This is a genomic window from Pseudomonas sp. G7(2022) (assembly GCF_052660475.1).
This window is the reverse complement of the sequence record NZ_CP109659.1, coordinates 1,613,347-1,632,444: the sequence shown is the minus strand read 5'-3', so window position 1 is coordinate 1,632,444 and position 19,098 is coordinate 1,613,347. Positions and strand designations below refer to the sequence as shown.

Here is a 19,098-nt window from a genome sequence, read left to right as displayed (position 1 = left end):
GCAGGCGCTGCCGAAGGCCGCAATCTGATCGTTCCCACGCTCCGCGTGGGAACGATCAACACAGGGTTGATGTGGATAGCCGAGCCAGTTCAACGGGAGCGATCAATATGACCAGCATGGAACCCGGAACATCCGGGATCGATCCGCGGCTGAGCTTCGATGACCCGTTACTCGACGGTCTGTTGATCCTCTGCAAACTCCATGGCGCGACGGTCAGTCGCGCCAGCCTGAGTGCCGGGCTGCCCCTGGACAAACAACGCCTGAGCCTGGACCTGCTGCCCCGCGCCGCCGCCCGGGCCGGGTTGCAGGCGCGCTTGCTGCGCCGGGAACTCAAAGACATTTCACCGCTGAACCTGCCGGTGCTGTTGCTGCTGGGCAACGGGCGCACGGCGGTGCTGCGGCGTTTTGCCGATGATGGCAAGGCGCTGATCCTGCCCAGTGAGGCCGACGGCGGCGAGCAGTGGGTCAGCCGCGAAGAACTCGCTGAACACTATACGGGGCAGGCCCTGTTCGCCCGGCCACGGCATGAACTGGAAGACCTGCGTTCACCGCTGGTGCCACGGGTGCAGGCGTGGTTTCGCGATACCCTGAAGCTGTCGAAATGGCTGTACAGCGACGCGATCCTCGCCAGTTTCCTGATCAACCTGCTGGGCCTGATGGTGCCGCTGTTCGTGATGCAGACCTACGACCGGGTGGTGCCGAACCAGGCCACGTCAACCCTGTGGGTGCTGGCCATCGGGCTGCTGATCGGCACCGGGTTCGAACTGGTGCTGCGGGTGGTGCGCGCGCACCTGCTGGACACCGCCGGCAAGAAAACCGACGTGATCCTTTCCGCGACTTTATTCGAGCGCATCACCGGTATGGCGATGAAGGCCCGGCCGGCGACCATCGGCGGATTTGCCCAGAGCATTCACGATTTTCAGGGGCTGCGGGAATTTCTCACCGCCGTCACCCTGACCAGCCTGATCGACCTGCCCTTCGTGGTGTTGATGCTGGTGGTGATCGGCCTGCTCGGTGGCTGGCTGGTGGTGATTCCGCTGCTGGCGTTTCCGATCACGATCGTGTTCGCGATGATCATTCAGGTTCGCCTGCGCGACACCGTACAAAAAAGCCTGAGCCTCGGCGCCGAGCGTCAGGCGTTGCTGATCGAAACCCTCGGCGGCCTGGAAACCCTCAAGGCCTGCAGCGCCGAAAGCGAGCGCCAGCACAAATGGGAGAGCACCCACGGCGCCCTCACCCGCCTCGACAGCCACGCCCGTAATCTCTCGGCGCTGGCCACCAACGGCACGTTGTTCATCCAGCAGTTCTCGGGGATGGCGACCATCGTCGCCGGGGTCTACAGCATCATCGCCGGCAACCTCAGCGTCGGTGCGCTGGTCGCCAGTTACATGCTCGGCAGCCGCGTGCTCGCGCCACTGGGCCAGATCGCCGGGCTGATCACCCGCTACCAGCAAGCGCAACTGACCATGAAAAGCACCGACGCGCTGATGGCCCTGCCCCAGGAGCGTGACGGCAAACAGCAGCCGCTGGAGCGCACGCAATTGCAAGGTGCGCTGGACGCCAATGCGGTGACTTTTCATTACAACGGCCAGAATGCACCGGCCCTGAGCAACGTTAGTTTCAGCGTCAAACCCGGCGAGCGGATCGGCATCATTGGTCGCAGCGGCTCGGGCAAAAGCACGTTGGCGCGGCTGGTGATGGGGTTCTACGAACCGGAAGAAGGCCAACTGCTGCTCGACGGCCTCGACCTGCGGCAACTGGATGTCGCCGACCTGCGCCAGCAGATCGGTTATGTCGCCCACGACCTGCCGCTGCTGGCCGGCAGCCTGCGCGACAACCTGACCCTCGGCGCCCGCTATATCAGCGATTCGCGCATGCTTGAAGTGGCCGAACTGACCGGCGTCACCGAGCTTGCCCGGCAGCATCCGCAAGGCTTCGACCGACCGGTGGGCGAGCGCGGGCAATTGCTCTCCGGCGGTCAGCGCCAGGCCGTTCTGCTGGCCCGGGCGCTATTGCTCGACCCGCCGATCATGCTGCTCGACGAACCCACCAGCGCCATGGACAACAGCAGCGAAGACGTCCTGCGCCAGAAGCTGCACGGCTGGGTGCAGGGCAAAACCTTGCTGCTGGTCACCCACCGCACCTCGATGCTGAGCCTGGTGGACCGGTTGCTGGTGCTGGACAACGGCCGGATCGTCGCCGACGGTCCGAAAGAAGCAGTCATCGATGCACTGCGCAAGGGCCGGGTCGGCTCGGCGGCGGTCTAGGAGTTGCCCATGTCTGCTTCCTCCTCTTCAAAACAGCGCGGTTATTTCGACAGTTTCGGCAAAAGCGCCGAGGCTGAATTCATGCCGGAAACCGCCGGCGCCTCATTGCAGGATTCGCCGCGCTGGTCGCGCATTACCGTGTGGCTGGCCGCGGCGCTGCTGATCAGTGCGCTGGTCTGGGCCAAGTTCGCCGTGCTCCAGGAAGTGACCATGGGCGAAGGCAAGGCGATTCCGTCGAGCAAGGTTCAGGTGATCCAGAACCTCGAGGGTGGGATCGTCACCGAGATCTTCGTGCGTGAAGGGCAGATGGTCAGCAAGGGCGACACCTTGCTGCGGCTGGATGACACGCGGTTTCTGTCGAACAAGGGAGAGAGCGAGGCCGATCGTTATGCCCTGACCGCGCAGGTCGAACGCTTGTCCGCCGAAGCCGAGGGCCGGCCGTTCAAGCTCTCTGACGAGGTGATTGCCAAGGCTCCGCAAGTGGCCGAGGACGAGCGCTCGCTGTACGAGCAGCGGCAACGGCGGCTGGCCAGCGAGCAACGCACCCTCAGCGAACAACTGCGGCAGAAGGCGCAGGAGCTGGCCGAGTTTCGGTCGAAACAGGGGCAATACAGTTCGAGCCTGGCGCTGCTGCAACAGGAAATGAACATGTCGGAACCGCTGGTGAAAACCGGTGCGGTTTCGCCCGTGGAGATCCTCCGTCTACGTCGTAGCGCAGTGGAAATTCGGGGCTCGTTGAATGCCACGACGCTCGCCATTCCCCGGGCCGAATCGGCGATCAACGAGATCAAAAGCAAGATCGACGAATCGGAGCAGACCTTCCGTTCCGAGGCGGCCAAGGAGCTCAACGAGAAACGCACCGACCTGTCGAAAATCACCGCCTCGAGCATCGCCATCGACGACCGTGTCAGCCGCACCACCGTGACCTCGCCGGTGCGTGGGGTGATCAAGCAGATGAAGGTCAACACCATCGGCGGCGTGGTCCAGCCGGGCAGCGACATGGTGGAAATCGTGCCGCTGGAAGACAACCTGCTGATCGAAGCCAAAGTCCGGCCGCAGGACGTGGCGTTCCTGCATCCGGGCCAGAAAGCCATGGTCAAGTTCAGCGCCTACGACTACACGATCTACGGCGGGCTGAGTGCCAAACTTGAACTGATCGGTGCCGACACCATCACCGACGACAAGGGCAACAGCTTCTACCTGATCCAGGTGCGCACCGACAAAAACCACCTGGGCGGGGATGTGAAACCGCTGCTGATCATTCCGGGGATGGTGGCGACGGTGGACATCATTACCGGGGAGAAAAGCGTGCTGGATTACCTGCTCAAACCGGTGTTGAAGGCGCGGACCGAGGCGATGCGCGAGCGCTAGTGATGATCCGGAATTTGGGGTGAATCATCTGGCCTCTTCGCGGGCAAGCCCGCTCCCACATTTGAAATGCGTTCCCTGTGGGAGCGGGCTTGCTCGCGAAGAGGCCAGCTCAGACAACGACTATCTGTCGCCATGATTACGCTGAAAAACCTCTTCCCCCATCGCTGCAATCTGCCCTTCGATCAACGCCTCGAACGGCTTGAGCAACGGCTCGAACGACGTCGGTGCTTCCAGCGTCTGCAACGCCTGAACAATCGCCTCGATGGTCGACAACGCCCCCGGCCCCGGTGCCTTGCGCAACCGATACCGGGAAACCCCGCCCTGCGCCAGCGTCACCCGGGGCAACGCCGCCAGCAGCGGATTCAGATGCAACATCTTGCGCGCCTTGCGCCACGTGCCGTCGGGCACCACCAGCAGTAACGGCTCATCCGATGCGGTGTAAGCCTGCATCGGCTGTGCATCGTCCGCCGGAAACAGCAACCGCGCCCGATAGCCTGGCCGGTTCAACAGCGCGGGCAGATCCTCGAACACTTCACCGACGATCAGTTCGGCATTATTCAAACCGAGCGCCGCCAGTCGTGCCGTGTTGAGCGCGTGATTGACCTCGCTCGGGTGCTGCAACAGCAACACTCGGGTGCGGCTGTCGAGACTCGGGATCAGCGGGCACAGGCAATGGGTTTGTGGGCGCAGGCAGCGCGGGCATTGGGGTCTGGACATGTTCTTATGCCTGATTGAGCTGCGCTTTGAGCAGGTCGCGGAAGGTCTGGATCAGCGGCTCGCGGCTGCGGCCTCGGCGCATGATCATCGAAAACGGCGCCTGATAACCGAAGGTCGCCGGCAGCAAAACCCGCAAATCGCCCTTGTCGGCCCAGGCCTGGGCGTAGTGCTCCGGCAGGTAACCGATGTAGGCGCCGGACAGCACCAGAATCAGCTGCGCCTCCATACTTTCCACGGTTGCGGCGCTGTGTTTGAAACCGTGGCGCGCCAGTTCCGCCTGGCTCCAGTAGCCACGACCGACCATGCGTTGCTGGGTAATGACCTGCTCGGGAATCCGCCGCTCGTTGAACAACGGGTGACGGTTGCTGCAATACAGCCAGTGCTGCTCGCGGTACAGCGGCATGTACACCAGACCGCTCATGCGTGTGGAAAACGCGCCGATGGCCAGATCGAGACGGTTGTCCTGCACGCCGAGTTGCAGTTCATACGGGCTCATCACCGACAAATGCAAATGCACCGCCGGGTGTTCCTGGCTGTAGGCGCCAATGGCTTCGGCGAACGGCAAGGCCTTGTCGCTGACCGTCGAGTCGATCACCCCCAGATTGAGCGTGCCGCGCAGTTCACCCTTGAGCGCGGCGGCGTATTGCTCGAAACCTTCGAGCTCGGCCAGCAGACGCAGGGTTTCCTGATGGAACAGCTCGCCCTTGCTGGTCAGGCTGAAACCGCCGCGCCCGCGATGACACAGCACCAGACCCAGCGCAGTTTCGAGCTGACTCATGTAGGTGCTGATCGCCGAGGTCGACAGGTTGAGTTCCTGCTGCGCGTTGGCAAACCCCTGATGACGCACGACGCTGACGAAGATGCGCAACAGTTTCAGGTCGGGTAAAGCGTTGGCCATGTCTACTCCGGGCTTTGGAACTGTGTTGTCTGGTCAATCCACCCCTCACCCCAGCCCTCTCCCCAAAGGGGAGAGGGGGAAAGGGAGCCGATCTCCATGGCCTTCAAATCCTGCGTCTGTCTCACGATTCTCCCGAGTTCGGCTCGATATTTCAGGTCGATGTCATTCATCCGGGCAACTCGATCGGCCCCCTCTCCCTCCGGGAGAGGGCTGGGCGGGCGGCGTTCCGATGAGGGCGGCGATGTTCAGCCGATCACAAACCCAAGGCGCACAAAGTCTATCCCGCCCCTCTCCATTAGTTTAGAAAATTCTGAACTAAGTATTTGCCCGTAGCGATTCTTCCGCCCCACTACATTTCGCAGAATCGGCCCACAGCGGTGCCCGTGACCTTGCGAATGCGGTGCGCCGACATAAATAAAACAAAGACGATGAGGCCCTACCCGTGGACAAGATTCTTCACCAACCACTGGGCGGCAACGAAATGCCGCGCTTCGGCGGCATCGCCACCATGCTCCGACTCCCCCATGTACCGACCGCTGCCGGCCTGGACGCTGCCTTCGTTGGCGTGCCGCTGGACATCGGTACTTCGCTGCGCCCCGGCACCCGCTTCGGGCCACGCGACATCCGCACCGAATCGGTGATGATCCGCCCGTACAACATGGCCACCGGCGCTGCGCCGTTCGACTCGCTGTCGGTTGCCGACATCGGTGACGTGGCGATCAACACCTTCAACCTGCTCGACGCCGTGCGCATCATCGAAGAAGCCTACGACAACATCCTCGAGCACAACGTGATCCCGATGACCCTGGGCGGCGACCACACCATCACCCTGCCGATCCTGCGTGCCATCCACAAAAAGCACGGCAAGGTCGGTCTGGTCCACATCGACGCCCACGCTGACGTCAACGATCACATGTTCGGCGAGAAAATCGCCCACGGCACGACCTTCCGTCGCGCCGTCGAAGAAGGTCTTCTGGACTGCGACCGCGTGGTGCAGATTGGTCTGCGGGCGCAGGGCTACACCGCTGACGACTTCAACTGGAGCCGCGATCAGGGCTTTCGCGTTGTTCAAGCCGAAGAGTGCTGGCACAAGTCGCTGGCACCGCTGATGGCCGAAGTGCGCGAGAAAGTCGGTGGCGGTCCGGTGTACCTGAGCTTTGACATCGACGGCATCGACCCGGCCTGGGCGCCTGGCACCGGCACCCCGGAAATCGGTGGTCTGACGACCATTCAGGCGATTGAAATCGTTCGCGGCTGCCAGGGCCTCGACCTGATCGGCTGCGATCTGGTAGAAGTCTCGCCCGCTTATGACACCACCGGCAACACCTCGCTGCTGGCCGCCAACCTGCTGTACGAAATGCTCTGCGTACTGCCGGGTGTGGTCCACCGCTGAGGGTCGGGTCATGAACGAACGTGATCAGGTTCTGAAAGCGGCCGCCGATCTGGTGTCCGCCTTCGCCCGCAACGATCGCGAAGCCTACTTCGGCGCGTTCAGCGCCGATGCCAGCTTCGTGTTCTACACCCTCGAACAGCCCCTGCTGTCGCGCGATGCCTATCAGGCGTTGTGGGACAGCTGGCGCGCCGAGGATGGCTTCGAGGTGCTGTCCTGCACCTCGAGCAACGCCTTCGTCAGCCTGCAGGGTGACATGGCGATTTTCATCCATGACGTGGCCACCGAGCTGCGCATGCAAGGGGAGCAACACTTCAGCCAGGAGCGCGAGACGATTGTTTTCAGGAAACAAGCGTCGAGCCTAGAACAACAAGGCCATTGGCTGGCCTGCCACGAACATTTGTCCGCAATGCCGGAAGGGCTGCCACCCCCTTAGCCAAACAGGTGACGCCTCACGCACGATGAGCGCGCCTTTATGATCGGAGCAGATCATGAATAACAACAACAAAGACCAAAGCCTTACGCAGATTGAAACCCACGGGGTCGAACAGATCCCGGACAACGAACGCACCGCCGGTCCCGTGGACTTGTTCCGCATGATCTTTGGCGGCGCGAATACCTTTGCCACCGCCGTGCTCGGCAGTTTCCCGGTGCTGTTCGGCCTGTCCTTTCAGGCGGGCGTCTGGGCGATTGTCGCGGGTGTGCTGCTCGGCTCGCTGATCCTCGCACCGATGGGCCTGTTCGGCCCGCTCAACGGCACCAACAATGCCGTGTCGTCCGGTGCGCACTTCGGCGTGCACGGGCGGATCGTCGGTTCGTTCCTGTCGTTGCTGACCGCCATCGCCTTCTTCTCGCTCTCGGTGTGGAGTTCGGGAGATGCGCTGATCGGTGGTGCGAAACGCCTGATCGGCCTGCCGGAAACCGACCTGACCCTGGGCCTGGCCTACGGTCTGTTCGCGATTCTGGTGCTGACCGTGTGCATCTACGGCTTCCGCTTCCTGCTGTGGGTGAACAAAGTCGCGGTGTGGAGCGCGAGCCTGCTGTTCCTGCTGGGCATCTTCGCCTTCGCCGGTCCCTTCGATTCGCACTACGTCGGCACCGTCAGCCTCGGCCAGCCGGGTTTCTGGGCCGCGTTCATCGGCGCCGCGCTGGTGGCCATGAGCAACCCGATTTCCTTCGGCGCGTTCCTCGGCGACTGGGCCCGCTACATCCCGCGTGAAACTTCGCGCAAGCGGATCATGGCGGCGGTGATTCTGTCGCAGATTGCTACGTTCATCCCGTTCCTGTTCGGCCTGACCACCGCGACCATCGTGGCGATCCAGGCACCGGACTACATCGCGGCCAACAACTACGTCGGCGGTCTGCTGGCGGTGTCGCCGAGCTGGTTCTTCCTGCCGGTGTGCCTGATTGCGGTGATCGGCGGCATGTCCACCGGCACCACGTCGCTGTATGGCACCGGGCTGGACATGTCGAGCGTGTTCCCGCGTCTGCTGTCGCGAGTGAAGGCGACGCTGCTGATTGGCGTGCTGTCGATTGCCTTCATCTTCATCGGGCGCTTTGCGGCGAACCTGGTGCAGAGCGTGTCGACCTTCGCCGTGCTGATCATCACCTGCACCACCCCGTGGATGGTGATCATGATCATCGGCCTGGTGGTGCGTCGCGGCTTCTACTGCCCGGACGACCTGCAAGTGTTCACGCGTGGTGAGCAAGGCGGACGCTATTGGTTCAGCCACGGCTGGAACTGGCGCGGCCTGGGTGCCTGGATCCCGAGCGCGGCGGTCGGCCTGTGCTTCGTCAACCTGCCGGGGCAGTTCGTCGGCCCGCTCGGTGAACTGGCCGGCGGCATCGACATCAGCCTGCTGGTGACCCTCGGGCTGGCCTCGGTGATGTACCTGATGCTGCTGAGCCTGTTCCCGGAACCGGCGCTGGTCTACGGCCCGAAGGATCCCCGGAGCCAGGGTGCTGCCACAGCAGCAAAGCCTGAAATGCGTCAGCCAGCCTGACACCATCCCCCCTGTGGGAGCGAGCCTGCTCGCGATGACGGCAGCACATCCAACATCGATGTGACTGAAAAATCGCTATCGCGAGCAGGCTCGCTCCCACAAGGAAAAAATGATTTTTGTTTCACCATAAAAAAGACAATCGGAGACACGCCATCATGGCTTTGGATTTATTCGTCGTCCTCATCTACGCGGCCGGCATGCTGTTGCTCGGCTATTTCGGCATGCGCAAAGCCAAGACCAACGAGGACTTTCTCGTCGCCGGACGTAACCTCGGCCCGAGCCTGTACATGGGCACCATGGCGGCGACCGTTCTGGGTGGCGCGTCTACCGTCGGCACCGTGCGTCTGGGCTACGTGCACGGCATTTCCGGCTTCTGGCTGTGCGCGGCACTGGGTTGCGGCATCGTGGCGCTGAACCTGTTCCTGGCCAAGCCGCTGCTGAAACTGAAGATCTACACCGTTACCCAGGTCCTGGAAAAACGCTACAACCCGATGGCCCGCTCGGCGAGCGCGGCGATCATGCTGGCCTATGCGCTGATGATCGGCGTGACCTCGATCCTCGCCATCGGCACCGTGCTGCAAGTGCTGTTCGGCCTGCCGTTCTGGGTCTCGGTACTGCTCGGCGGTGGCGTCGTGGTGGTCTACTCGGCCATCGGCGGCATGTGGTCGCTGACCCTGACCGACATCGTCCAGTTCATCATCAAGACCGTCGGCCTGATGTTCATCCTGTTGCCGATCTGCCTGTACCGCGTCGGCGGCTGGGACGAACTGGTGCTGAAGCTGCCGGCTGCGGCATTCAACTTCACCACCATCGGCTGGGACACGATCATCACCTACTTCATGATCTACTTCTTCGGCATCCTGATCGGTCAGGACATCTGGCAACGGGTGTTCACCGTCAAGAACGAAAAAGTGGCTCAGTACGCCGGTAGCTTCGCGGGCATCTACTGCATCCTTTACGGTCTGGCCTGTGCCCTGATCGGCATGGCGGCGCACGTACTGATTCCGGATCTGGACAACGTCAACAACGCCTTCGCCGCGATCGTCAAACTGTCGCTCCCGGATGGCATCCGGGGTCTGGTGATCGCCGCTGCTCTGGCTGCGATGATGTCTACCGCCAGCGCCGGTCTGCTCGCCGCTGCCACCACCCTGACCGAAGACCTGCTGCCGAAACTGCGGGGTGGCAAACAATCGAGCCTGGGTGTGAACCGTCTGTTCACCCTACTGACCGGTGTCGTGGTGCTGGGTATCGCGCTGGTGGTCAATGACGTGATCAGCGCCCTGACCCTCGCTTACAACCTGCTGGTGGGCGGCATGCTGATCCCGCTGATCGGCGCGATCTTCTGGAAGCGCGCCACCACCGCCGGCGCCATCGCCAGCATGGGCCTGGGCTTCGCCACCGCCCTGCTGTTCATGGTCAAGGACGGTCTGGATGCCAACACGCCGATCTACTACAGCCTGGCTGTGGGGCTGGTGAGTTTTGTGGTGGTCAGCCTGTTTTCCCGTCGCCCGGCGACCGTGGCGAGCGCGATCTAAGCTGAAGCCGTAGCAACAACTTTCTTCGGCGGGTGTGGCGTCGGTTGCCACACCCGTTTTTTTCGTCTCAAGGAAAGTGCTTATGAAGATTGTTTCTCGCGATCAGTGGTTCGAAGTGCAAAACCTGAGCGATGACATTCGCCTGATCCACGAACCATTCATCCGCCCGTTCTACCGCTGCAACCTCTGGCATGTTCAGGGGCGTGACAAGGATTTGCTGCTCGACAGCGGTTCCGGGCTGGTCAGCCTGCGCGAGCAATTGCCGTGGCTGACCGAACGGCCGCTGGTGGCGGTGGCCAGTCATTGCCATTTCGATCACATCGCCGGGCATCACGAGTTCGCCGAACGGCTGGTACATCCCGCCGAGGCAGACATTCTGGCAGCACCGGATGGCGAGAATGACTTGAGCCGGGCCTTCGTCGGCGACGACATGTTCGAGGCGCACCCGGATTGCCCGTTGTGCTACGCCGAATACCGGGTCAAGGCGGCACCGGCCACGGGTTTTGTCGAGGACGGCGATGTGCTGGACCTGGGCAACCGCACGCTGCAGGTGCTGCACACGCCGGGGCATTCGCCGGGCGGGATCAGCCTCTACGAAGTGGCCAGCGAAACCTTGTTCAGCGGCGACATCATCTACGACGGGCCGCTGATTGAAGACGCCTACCACTCGAATCTCGAGGACTACGCCGCCAGCCTGCGACGCTTGCAGGCGTTGCCGATCCGTACCGTGCATGGCGGGCATTTCGGCAGTTTCTCAGGAGAGCATTTACGTTCGATGATTGACGAATGGTTGCGCCGACACGCCTGAGGCCTGCTGTACTCCAGTCAGACCTACCCAAAAAAGATCTGCCATGAGAAGAGCTGCCGTGCGTGCCGCCGTCCACAGGTTCATCAAGCGTCTGCTGGAAAACCAAGACTTCAATGACCGCACCAGCCTGGCGGAGTTGGGTCTGGAGAAGGCGGATATCGAAGACCTGATCTTCCATCTGGAAGACGAATTCGGACTGACGGCATTCACCGCCGAAGAAGATCACATGCTCAAGAACGCGAAAACCGCGAACGACTTGAGCCGCTTTCTGATCGAGATCGGGCGACACTGAAAAGCAAAAGATCGCAGTCTTCGTCAACGCCTGCACGGTTTCATGCAGGCGTTGACGAAGGCTGCGATCTCTTTAACTTCAAATCGTTGTTATTCAGATCGGGGCATTAGCGCCGACGCTGCTGACGCCGACGCTGTTCGTCGTCAGTGCGAATCGGGACCGGTTGCAGAGGCGGTTCGATCAAGCCGAGGGCAACACCCAAATCGTGCAGCCAGTTTTGAATTTTCTCTTTCATCGTCATGCCCCCTTCAGGGTGGTGCTGAGCGTCCGGAATTCTGAGGCCGCTTCGCACTGATAATAGTCCGAAGTCCTACGCAATGCTCGGCCAAATCCGCAATGATCTGTTACTGAATGGATCAAAATCCCTGACCGTTCGTTCAAGCCGTTTCCCGGGTATCTTCGCCAGCCACGGGATAGAGCGCCTGCTGCTGTTCAATCCAGGCATTGAGGTTGGCGCCGACCATCCCCCGACGCCACATGAGCCAGGTTGTCGCACTGGCAAAAGGCTCGGCCAGCGAGTGCACCGCGACACTTTCACGCCCCGGCAGACTGGCGAGCATCGACTCCGACATCAGTGCCACGCCGCTGCCGGCAATCACACAGGCGAGCATGCCCTGATAGGACTCGATCTCCATCGCCCGGCCCATCGCCGCGTGATAGTGAGCGAACCACGACTCCAGCCGCGCCCGGTAGGCGCAACCATGACGAAAGGTAAACACCGCCCGCCCCTCGACATCCTTGGCACTGCGCACCGGCGGGTGATCCGGCTCGCTGATCAGCACCAGCCGCTCATTGCACAGCGGCACCCCGTCGATCCCGGCCAGCTGCGGCGGGCCATCCACCAGTGCCGCGTCCAGCCGCCCGGTGAGCAAACCTTCCAGCAATTCGCCACTGGGCCCGGACTGCACCTGCAGATTCACTGCCGGATACTGCTTGTGATACCGCGCCAGCAGCGCCGGCAAATGGATCGCCGCGGTGCTGTACAGGGTGCCGAGCACGAAATCCCCCGCCGGTTGCCCGCCCATCACCGCCGCACTGGCCTGATCGCGCAGGGCGAACAGTTTGCCGGTGTAGTCCAGCAGGACTTTTCCCGCAGGCGACAACTGCAAACGCTGACGCTCACGGACGAACAGTTCGACACCCAGTTGCTCCTCCAGCTGTTTGAGCCGGGTCGACAGGTTCGACGGCACGCGGTGCAAACGTTCGGCGGCACGGGTGATAGAGCCCTCCTGCGCCACGGCCTGGAAGATTCGCAGCTGGCTGAACTCCACAACCTTTCTCCTGAACAGAACAAGTTACTCACTATTATTCAATTTTAAAGAAAGTCAATCAGTCCTAGCCTGACGGTCATTGAACCTCCAACGGAATTCAGACCATGTCACCCCTGATTCGCTTATCCGCCTGTTTCATTGCCCTGATGATGGCCATGGGCATCGGGCGTTTCGCCCTCACCCCGCAACTGCCGCACCTGCTCAGTGAAGGCCAGATCGACCTGACGGCCGCCGGTCTGATTGCGGCGGCCAACTACCTCGGTTACCTGCTCGGGGCGCTGGATGCGATGCTTTCCCGGCGGCCGGATCAAGTGCAGCGGCGTCTGCACGGCGGCCTGTGGTTGTGTGTGCTGCTGACGCTGGCGTCGTTCTGGGCCAACGGTTTCTGGTCGCATCTGCTGCTGCGTTTCGGCACCGGTGTGGCGAGCGCCTGGGTGCTGGTGATGATTACGGCACTGAGTCAGCCACTGGCTGCGGCGGCCGGTCGTCCACGGTTGGGGGCGTTGGTGTTTGCCGGGCCGGGGCTGGGGATTTTTCTGACCGGGTTGCTGGCGCTGTTCTCACATCTGGCGCAGCAAACTTCCGCCACTTTGTGGCTGATCTATGCCGCCGTGGCGCTGGTGATGTTGCTGGGGATCGTGCGGATTCTGCCGCAACCGGGCGTCGGTGTGCCGGCCGCACCGACTGCCGCAAGTTCGTCGGATCGTGGAATTGGGCGTCTGGCGGTGGTGTATGCCTTTTACGGCGTGGGCTACATCATTCCGGCCACGTTTCTGTCGCAAATGGCCAACGCGCAGTTTCACGGGCAATGGCAGGCCGATCTGTTCTGGCCGTGCTTCGGCCTCGGCGCTTCGATCGGGGTGTTGCTGGTGAGTCTGCGTCGGCACGATCCGGACACCACCCGGCACTGGTTGATGGCGACGCTATGGTTGCAGGCTGCCGGGGTGTTTGCCTGCCTGTTGGGCAGCGGCCTCGGTCTGGCTTTGGGCGTGATCCTGTGCGGCACGCCGTTCCTGGCCTGCATGCAACTGGTGATGCAACGCTCCCGGGAACTGGCGCCCCACGCCACCCAGCGTAACGCCGGCCTGCTGACTGCGTGTTTCGCCGTCGGCCAGCTCAGCGGGCCGTTGCTGGCGGCGGTCAGCAGCCATTTCAGCGGTGGCCTGCAACCGGCGTTGGTACTCGCCGGCAGCGGCTTGCTGATCGCCGGCGGGCTGGCGTGCAAATCGGTTACGGCTGACCGAGCGCCTTGCGCAAACGCCGACGCACCCACTGTTCCGCGCTGACGAAGGTGATGCCAAGCAACACCAGCACGGCGCCGATAATGAAGTTCAGGCTCAACTCTTCGCCGAGCAACACCACGCCGAACGTGACGCCGAACAACGGCGTCATGAAGGAAAACACGGCGAGGTTGGCCGCCAGATAACGGCGCAGCAGCCAGAACCAGGTCAGGTAACTGAAGAACGACACCACCAGCCCCTGGAACAGCACGCTGCCCACGGCCACGGCGGTCAGGCTGACGTGGGTGATCTGGCCGCTGAGCAGTGCGATCAACAGCAGGCCGACGAAACCGACGATCAGCTGATAAAACAGAGTCAGCGTCACCGGCGCTTCCGACAGGCGCGAGGCGCGCACCACTACGGTGGTCGCCCCCCAACTGGCGCCGGCCAGCACGCCGAGGGCATCGCCCAGCAGCATGCGGTGATCGAGGTTGTCCCACGACACGCCGCCGGCAAACGCCACGGCAATCCCGACGAATGCCATGAGGATCCCCAGCCATTGCACCGGCCGCAGACGCTCGCTGGGCAACAGAAAATGCACGCCCAGCGCAGTGAAGATCGGCGCGGTATAGAGGAACACCGACATGTGCGCTGCAGTGGTCAGCTGCAAGCCTTCGGAGATGAAGAAGAACTCCAGCCCGAACAAGGCACCGGCCAGTAAACCGCCGCGCCAGGTCGTGCCGACCTGATCCCAGCCGCCCTTCCAGCAAATCAGCAAGCCCACGAGCAACGCGGAAATTCCCGACCGCCCCGCCGCCTGCATCACCGGCGCGATATCGGTCGCCGCCCACTTGATCATCACCTGCTGCACGCCCCAGATCAGGCACAGGCCGATCATCACTTGCAGGGCAAAGCCGTCGGCACTCCGCCGACTGACGCTCACCGCAGCACCTCGAATACACACCACATGGCAGTTTTTCCAAAGATCAAAACAAAGCCCCGGCTCTTCGTCCGGGGCGAAAAATGGTCTCGGGGATTATTAACCAGTTGGCCAGAAAAAGCCGTCTGGAAGAGACACTTCGTTCTCCTGAAACGTCAGCGGTGACGGGCTGACCCGCCATACCGGCCGGTCACGACAAATCCGACCGTACAGGCCAGCGCCGTGGCAAACGTCCCCCAGGCCCAATCCATCAATGTCACCTGCACCGACCAGCCGCGCAACGTCGCCCAGTTGGTCAGATCATAGGTGCCGTAAGCGACCAGCCCGAGCAGCGCACCCAAGCGGGCAGCGCGTTGCCAGGTCATCGCCGGCAACACCACGAACACCACACAGCCAAACACGTACAGGCAATAAAAAACCGCTGCCGGCACCAGCAACGGTTTTTCGAGCATCAGCGAACCGAGCAGTTCGCGATAGGTCGGCGCCATCAACACGCCGAGCCAGATGCCGTCCAGCAGTAGAAACGTCAGTAACGTGGCGACATAGGCAATCAGCGCTTTTTTCATCTGCCCGACCTCAAGTGAGCCCATGCAACATGGGCCACGTCAGGCTCAGGTTAGTTCAATACGATCGGCATGAATGACGATCTTGCCTTCCTTGTACAAGGAACCGATGGCCTTCTTGAAGTTGCCCTTGCTGACACCGAACAGGCTGCTGATCAGGGCCGGATCGCTCTTGTCGCTGACGGCCAGGGTGCCGTTGCTTTCGCGCAGCCTGGCGAGGATCTTCGAACTCAGACTGCTGGCCGCCTCCTGCCCCACCGGTTGCAGGCTCAGGCTGATCTTGCCGTCGGCGCGCACTTCCTTGATGAAGCCTTTCTCGCGCATGCCGGAGCGCATGAACTTGAAGATTTCGTTCTTGTGAATCAGGCCCCAGTGCTTGTTGTTGATGATCGCCTTGAAGCCCATGTCGGTGGCTTCGGCCACCAGCAGATCGACTTCCTGACCGGCGCTGTAGTTGGCCGGGGTCTTGTCGAGGTAGCGATCCAGTCGCGCAGTGGCGGTGATGCGGCGGGTGTGTTTGTCGAGGTAGACGTGCACCACGCAGTATTCGCCAGCGGTCATCTGACGTTTTTCTTCGGAGTAAGGCAGCAACAGATCCTTTGGCAACCCCCAATCGAGGAACACACCGATACTGTTGATTTCAACAACTTTCAAACTGGCAAATTCACCGACCTGAACTTTCGGTTTTTCAGTGGTGGCAATTAGTTTGTCATCGCTGTCCAGATAAATGAAAACATTGAGCCAGTCTTCATCTTCGCTGGGAATATCTTTAGGAATATAACGGTTGGGCAAAAGAATTTCGCCGTCGGCACCGCCGTCCAGATATAAACCGAAGTTAGTGTGTTTCACCACTTGCAAACTGTTGTAACGCCCGACTAAAGCCATTTCCAATACCCTCATTGCGTGGGCGGCATTCTACCCGTTTTTGCCGGCTTCGTCGGGCGCCAGATCCTGACCTCGACGGAAATCTGCGCGAAGCCTTGATTTTTCTAGGTTTGCCGCCGAGCGGGCACCATTCGTCAGACCGGCCCAGCGATTTTCCTCCGCTCCCGACCGTTGAAAATCATGCCGATCTCGAGCGATGTTTTTATTTAAAACAGCAGGTTAGCGAGGTATTTCAATTATTGAGCGAAGAATAATCCACGAACAAGGTTGGTTATTTCGGGGGATATTTACCAAGCAATTGTCAAGTTATTCCTGTACGATGCCTGGCCGAGTTACTTTTCTACAGGTTAATGGCCGCCATGCGTGTAAAAGCATCCACCAGCAAAGCAAAGCCAGCTCCAGCCGTTGAGACCAGCGAATCGATCAACGATCAGATCGCGGCATTCCTCAAGTCCGGCGGCGAGATCCAGCAAATTGCCAAGGGCGTCAGCGGCCAGACGTTCGGCCCGTCCAAGCAGATCAGCCTGGGCAAGAAGTAATCCCCCCCGCAACACACCAGTCCCAAGACGCTTTGAGCTTCGAAGCGTCTGGACCGGAACCCTCTCACCGCCTCTGTCGCGTTTAATCAAACTCAACAAAACAACAGAAATCGACGAACGGCCTCCGAAGCCGCACATTCGCCGGTATTCTTGCACGCGTCTGGATCAAGCGTTTCAGCAGGTACGTCGCCCTGCGCTCGCTGTTCAAGGAGTGACGCATGCTCAAACCCCTCTGTTTAATTCTTGCAGGACTGCTGGCGAGCCCGGTGGCGCACGCGCAGATTTTCCAGCGCGAACTCGGCGACTTCGACCTGAAACTCGGCACCACGCCCAGCCGCAGCATGGCCCAGGGTCTGGTCAAGCCCTCGGCAGCCGGCTCGTTCCACGGCGGCCTCGACCTGAGCCACGACAGCGGCCTCTACATTGGCCAGTACGCGCCGAGCATGGGGCTGACGCCGGGCAAGAATCTGGAGATCGACTCCTACGTAGGCTTTAAACAACCTTTCGATCAAACCCTCGGCTACGAAGTCGGGATGATCCATTACAGCTATCCGAAGGTCGAGACCCTCGACAGCCAGGAGCTGTTCGGCGGCCTGACCCTTCTCGGCAGCCGTTTCGGTATCGCACTGAGCAACGACCCGGACAAACAGAACAACACCTTGTTCGCCGATCTGGGCGGCAACCAGCCATTCGGCATCGGGATCAGCATGAAATACACCACCCATCAGCTCAATACTCCTGTCTCGGTGGACGGTGGGTATGTCAGCAGTTTTACCGATTGGTCGGTGAAGTTTTCCCGGCCGGTGATGGGCATTGACCTGGACCTGACTTACAGCAATTCCAGCCTCAGCGGCAGCGATTGCTCCGCCTATTCCGGGCACAACAGCCAGTGCGACGGGCTGGTCACGCTCAAGGCCGAACGCGCGTTCTATTGATTGGCTGAACTGCCGGGAGCATCCTGCGTTCACATAAGAATCAGACGCCAGGCTTTCGCAAGGACTCGCTCATGTCTCGCTGGTTCAAACACTGCGCCACCCTGTTGATCTTCACCCTCGCCCTCGGCGCGTGCAGCCGCGTCGGCCTCGCCTATCGCAATCTCGATGTGATCATTCCATGGACGCTCAGCGACTACCTGGACATGACCGGCGAACAGAAAGGCTGGTTCAACGAGCGCCTCAAGGAACACCTGAGCTGGCACTGCACCACCCAATTGCCGGGTTATCTGGACTGGCTGGATCGCCTGCAAACCATGGTCGAAACCAACCAGGTCACCGACGCCGCGCTCCAGGCCCGCACATTGGAGGCCAAGCAGGCAATTGCCGAAACTGCCCGGCAGATTACCCCGTCGGCGATTGAGTTGCTGCAAGGGCTGGACGACAAACAGGTCGCAGAAATGAACGATGCGTTTGCCAAGGATCTGCGCAAACGCCAGCAGGAATATGTGAAGCCACCACTGGCCCAGCAGATCGCCGAACGTGGCGCTCGGATGGACAAGCGCCTCAACGACTGGCTCGGGCCTTTGAGCACCACGCAAGAGCAACGCATAATGGCGTGGTCAAGAGCCCTGGGCGATCAGAACACTCAATGGATCGCCAACCGTGCGCACTGGCAACAGCAATTCAGCGCCGCCGTGGCCCAGCGCAAAAGTGCGGATTTCCCACAGCGGATCGAGACACTTCTGGTCTACCGCGAGCGCTTATGGACAGCGGATTACCGCAAGGCCTACGCCGACACCGAGGCGCAGGCACGTTCACTGGCGGTGGATCTGATGGCTGAGAGTACGCCACAACAACGACAGCGGTTGTTGAAGAAAATCGACGGGGTGCGCAAGGACTTCAATGATCTCAAATGTTTGCAAGCTGCGAAGGCTGGCTGAGATTCATTGAATCTTCGGCAGCCGGAAAACCCGGCTCCCGCAGAGGGTTCAGGCAATCTGCGCGTTCGACGCCAAACGATCGAACGTCGCCTCATCCAGCGCATCCTCCTGTTCATCCAGCACCTGACGCGGATGATCGTTACCGGGAATGCTGCTGTCGATCAGGCTCAACAGGCTCGAGCCACGAGGAGTCAGACTGAAATTGTTGCCGGTGCTGCCCTCATCGTCGCCACGGGGTTCGATAAAACCGCGCAGCAACAGCTTCTGCTCGTATTCACAGGCGATCGTTTTCAAATGATCCAGATTCTCGATCGGCTCGCCTGCCGCCGCTTTTTCCGCCGCATAGTCTTCTGCGTAGGACCGCGGCGCAAAGCTGTGGCCTGCGCCGTTCTGCACTTCATGCAGCAGGCGTTCAATCAAATCCCAGTTATAAGTCGTCATCCTGATTCAACCTCCGGTGCGCGTGATTAATGGCGCTGTCTTAGGTTGTGACCCGAGCGGGCAGTAGCCGTTCAGCTTCGTT

At 61.1% G+C, this 19,098-nt stretch carries 20 protein-coding genes; 12 read left to right on the top strand and 8 right to left on the bottom strand.

Features of this window, described 5'->3' with window-relative positions; all coding sequences use genetic code 11:
• The first annotated feature begins 107 nt into the window (after nt 1-107).
• Both NE357_RS07435 and NE357_RS07430 read left to right on the top strand, forming a co-directional pair.
• On the top strand, nt 108-2,267 hold the full coding sequence (locus tag NE357_RS07435) for a type I secretion system permease/ATPase (RefSeq protein ID WP_169429334.1): 2,160 nt from the start codon (nt 108-110) through the stop codon (nt 2,265-2,267).
• Nucleotides 2,268-2,276: 9 nt separating this feature from the next.
• Nucleotides 2,277-3,638: an HlyD family type I secretion periplasmic adaptor subunit gene (locus NE357_RS07430; RefSeq protein ID WP_169429333.1), complete on the top strand. Its 1,362-nt coding sequence runs from the start codon at nt 2,277-2,279 to the stop codon at nt 3,636-3,638.
• Nucleotides 3,639-3,758: 120 nt separating this feature from the next.
• Here the strand turns inward: NE357_RS07430 and NE357_RS07425 are convergent, their stop codons facing one another.
• Both NE357_RS07425 and NE357_RS07420 read right to left on the bottom strand, forming a co-directional pair.
• On the bottom strand, nt 3,759-4,355 hold the full coding sequence (locus tag NE357_RS07425) for a tRNA-uridine aminocarboxypropyltransferase (protein ID WP_169429332.1): 597 nt from the start codon (nt 4,353-4,355) through the stop codon (nt 3,759-3,761).
• Nucleotides 4,356-4,359: 4 nt separating this feature from the next.
• On the bottom strand, nt 4,360-5,253 hold the full coding sequence (locus NE357_RS07420) for a LysR family transcriptional regulator (protein ID WP_169429331.1): 894 nt from the start codon (nt 5,251-5,253) through the stop codon (nt 4,360-4,362).
• Nucleotides 5,254-5,695: 442 nt separating this feature from the next.
• Here NE357_RS07420 and speB point away from each other — a divergent pair, with 442 nt between their 5' ends.
• From speB to NE357_RS07390, 6 genes are all read left to right on the top strand, one after another.
• The gene (gene speB, locus NE357_RS07415) at nt 5,696-6,646 is read left to right on the top strand and encodes an agmatinase (protein WP_003222717.1); all 951 of its coding nucleotides are present in this window, start codon (nt 5,696-5,698) and stop codon (nt 6,644-6,646) included.
• A gap of 10 nt (nt 6,647-6,656) precedes the next feature.
• Nucleotides 6,657-7,079, top strand: a complete 423-nt coding sequence (locus NE357_RS07410; RefSeq protein WP_169429330.1) for a YybH family protein — start codon at nt 6,657-6,659, stop codon at nt 7,077-7,079.
• A gap of 55 nt (nt 7,080-7,134) precedes the next feature.
• A complete protein-coding gene (locus NE357_RS07405; protein ID WP_169429329.1) occupies nt 7,135-8,646 on the top strand; it encodes a purine-cytosine permease family protein in 1,512 nt (503 codons plus the stop codon).
• A gap of 155 nt (nt 8,647-8,801) precedes the next feature.
• Nucleotides 8,802-10,181 carry a sodium:solute symporter gene (locus NE357_RS07400; protein ID WP_169429328.1) on the top strand — a complete coding sequence of 460 codons (1,380 nt, stop codon included), beginning with the start codon at nt 8,802-8,804 and terminating at the stop codon, nt 10,179-10,181.
• Nucleotides 10,182-10,263: 82 nt separating this feature from the next.
• Nucleotides 10,264-10,989 carry an MBL fold metallo-hydrolase gene (locus NE357_RS07395; protein ID WP_169429327.1) on the top strand — a complete coding sequence of 242 codons (726 nt, stop codon included), beginning with the start codon at nt 10,264-10,266 and terminating at the stop codon, nt 10,987-10,989.
• A 43-nt stretch (nt 10,990-11,032) separates the two neighbouring features.
• Nucleotides 11,033-11,281 carry an acyl carrier protein gene (locus NE357_RS07390; protein WP_169429326.1) on the top strand — a complete coding sequence of 83 codons (249 nt, stop codon included), beginning with the start codon at nt 11,033-11,035 and terminating at the stop codon, nt 11,279-11,281.
• 106 nt (nt 11,282-11,387) lie between these two features.
• On the opposite strand, the gene NE357_RS07385 is transcribed toward NE357_RS07390, so the two are convergent.
• Both NE357_RS07385 and ptrR read right to left on the bottom strand, forming a co-directional pair.
• Nucleotides 11,388-11,516, bottom strand: a complete 129-nt coding sequence (locus NE357_RS07385) for a PA1414 family protein (protein WP_007914492.1) — start codon at nt 11,514-11,516, stop codon at nt 11,388-11,390.
• Nucleotides 11,517-11,658: 142 nt separating this feature from the next.
• Nucleotides 11,659-12,552, bottom strand: a complete 894-nt coding sequence (ptrR, locus tag NE357_RS07380; RefSeq protein WP_169429325.1) for a putrescine utilization regulator PtrR — start codon at nt 12,550-12,552, stop codon at nt 11,659-11,661.
• A 104-nt stretch (nt 12,553-12,656) separates the two neighbouring features.
• On the opposite strand from ptrR, the gene NE357_RS07375 reads away from it, so the two are divergent.
• Nucleotides 12,657-13,838: an MFS transporter gene (locus tag NE357_RS07375; RefSeq protein ID WP_169429324.1), complete on the top strand. Its 1,182-nt coding sequence runs from the start codon at nt 12,657-12,659 to the stop codon at nt 13,836-13,838.
• Here NE357_RS07375 and NE357_RS07370 read toward each other — a convergent pair.
• The 3 genes from NE357_RS07370 to NE357_RS07360 all read right to left on the bottom strand — a co-directional run bounded on the left by NE357_RS07370 (nt 13,783) and on the right by NE357_RS07360 (nt 16,160).
• Nucleotides 13,783-14,715, bottom strand: a complete 933-nt coding sequence (locus NE357_RS07370; protein ID WP_169429323.1) for a DMT family transporter — start codon at nt 14,713-14,715, stop codon at nt 13,783-13,785. The genes NE357_RS07375 and NE357_RS07370 overlap by 56 nt on opposite strands.
• 152 nt (nt 14,716-14,867) lie before the next feature.
• The gene (locus NE357_RS07365) at nt 14,868-15,278 is read right to left on the bottom strand and encodes a DUF2177 family protein (RefSeq protein WP_169429322.1); all 411 of its coding nucleotides are present in this window, start codon (nt 15,276-15,278) and stop codon (nt 14,868-14,870) included.
• Nucleotides 15,279-15,323: 45 nt separating this feature from the next.
• On the bottom strand, nt 15,324-16,160 hold the full coding sequence (locus NE357_RS07360; RefSeq protein ID WP_169429321.1) for a CvfB family protein: 837 nt from the start codon (nt 16,158-16,160) through the stop codon (nt 15,324-15,326).
• A gap of 350 nt (nt 16,161-16,510) precedes the next feature.
• On the opposite strand from NE357_RS07360, the gene NE357_RS07355 reads away from it, so the two are divergent.
• The 3 genes from NE357_RS07355 (at nt 16,511) to NE357_RS07345 (ending at nt 18,575) form a co-directional block, all read left to right on the top strand.
• The gene (locus NE357_RS07355; protein ID WP_016985943.1) at nt 16,511-16,699 is read left to right on the top strand and encodes a hypothetical protein; all 189 of its coding nucleotides are present in this window, start codon (nt 16,511-16,513) and stop codon (nt 16,697-16,699) included.
• A 218-nt stretch (nt 16,700-16,917) separates the two neighbouring features.
• Nucleotides 16,918-17,634 (top strand): TorF family putative porin, encoded by a 717-nt coding sequence (locus tag NE357_RS07350; RefSeq protein ID WP_169429320.1) that lies wholly within the window; start codon nt 16,918-16,920, stop codon nt 17,632-17,634.
• 71 nt (nt 17,635-17,705) lie between these two features.
• Nucleotides 17,706-18,575: a DUF6279 family lipoprotein gene (locus NE357_RS07345; RefSeq protein WP_169429319.1), complete on the top strand. Its 870-nt coding sequence runs from the start codon at nt 17,706-17,708 to the stop codon at nt 18,573-18,575.
• 48 nt (nt 18,576-18,623) lie between these two features.
• Here NE357_RS07345 and NE357_RS07340 read toward each other — a convergent pair whose 3' ends face one another.
• Nucleotides 18,624-19,016, bottom strand: coding sequence for a transcriptional regulator (locus tag NE357_RS07340; protein ID WP_169429318.1), 393 nt, complete (start codon nt 19,014-19,016; stop codon nt 18,624-18,626).
• Nucleotides 19,017-19,098 lie beyond the last annotated feature (82 nt).

Bases quoted from the DNA above. Each gene is read 5' to 3' on its own strand.
- NE357_RS07435 (WP_169429334.1), top strand. From the start codon at position 108: ATGACCAGCATGGAACCCGGAACATCCGGGATCGATCCGCGGCTGAGC.
- NE357_RS07430 (WP_169429333.1), top strand. From the start codon at position 2,277: ATGTCTGCTTCCTCCTCTTCAAAACAGCGCGGTTATTTCGACAGTTTC.
- NE357_RS07425 (WP_169429332.1), bottom strand. From the start codon at position 4,355: ATGTCCAGACCCCAATGCCCGCGCTGCCTGCGCCCACAAACCCATTGC.
- NE357_RS07420 (WP_169429331.1), bottom strand. From the start codon at position 5,253: ATGGCCAACGCTTTACCCGACCTGAAACTGTTGCGCATCTTCGTCAGC.
- NE357_RS07410 (WP_169429330.1), top strand. From the start codon at position 6,657: ATGAACGAACGTGATCAGGTTCTGAAAGCGGCCGCCGATCTGGTGTCC.
- NE357_RS07405 (WP_169429329.1), top strand. From the start codon at position 7,135: ATGAATAACAACAACAAAGACCAAAGCCTTACGCAGATTGAAACCCAC.
- NE357_RS07400 (WP_169429328.1), top strand. From the start codon at position 8,802: ATGGCTTTGGATTTATTCGTCGTCCTCATCTACGCGGCCGGCATGCTG.
- NE357_RS07395 (WP_169429327.1), top strand. From the start codon at position 10,264: ATGAAGATTGTTTCTCGCGATCAGTGGTTCGAAGTGCAAAACCTGAGC.
- NE357_RS07390 (WP_169429326.1), top strand. From the start codon at position 11,033: ATGAGAAGAGCTGCCGTGCGTGCCGCCGTCCACAGGTTCATCAAGCGT.
- NE357_RS07385 (WP_007914492.1), bottom strand. From the start codon at position 11,516: ATGAAAGAGAAAATTCAAAACTGGCTGCACGATTTGGGTGTTGCCCTC.
- NE357_RS07375 (WP_169429324.1), top strand. From the start codon at position 12,657: ATGTCACCCCTGATTCGCTTATCCGCCTGTTTCATTGCCCTGATGATG.
- NE357_RS07365 (WP_169429322.1), bottom strand. From the start codon at position 15,278: ATGAAAAAAGCGCTGATTGCCTATGTCGCCACGTTACTGACGTTTCTA.
- NE357_RS07360 (WP_169429321.1), bottom strand. From the start codon at position 16,160: ATGGCTTTAGTCGGGCGTTACAACAGTTTGCAAGTGGTGAAACACACT.
- NE357_RS07355 (WP_016985943.1), top strand. From the start codon at position 16,511: ATGGCCGCCATGCGTGTAAAAGCATCCACCAGCAAAGCAAAGCCAGCT.
- NE357_RS07350 (WP_169429320.1), top strand. From the start codon at position 16,918: ATGCTCAAACCCCTCTGTTTAATTCTTGCAGGACTGCTGGCGAGCCCG.
- NE357_RS07345 (WP_169429319.1), top strand. From the start codon at position 17,706: ATGTCTCGCTGGTTCAAACACTGCGCCACCCTGTTGATCTTCACCCTC.
- NE357_RS07340 (WP_169429318.1), bottom strand. From the start codon at position 19,016: ATGACGACTTATAACTGGGATTTGATTGAACGCCTGCTGCATGAAGTG.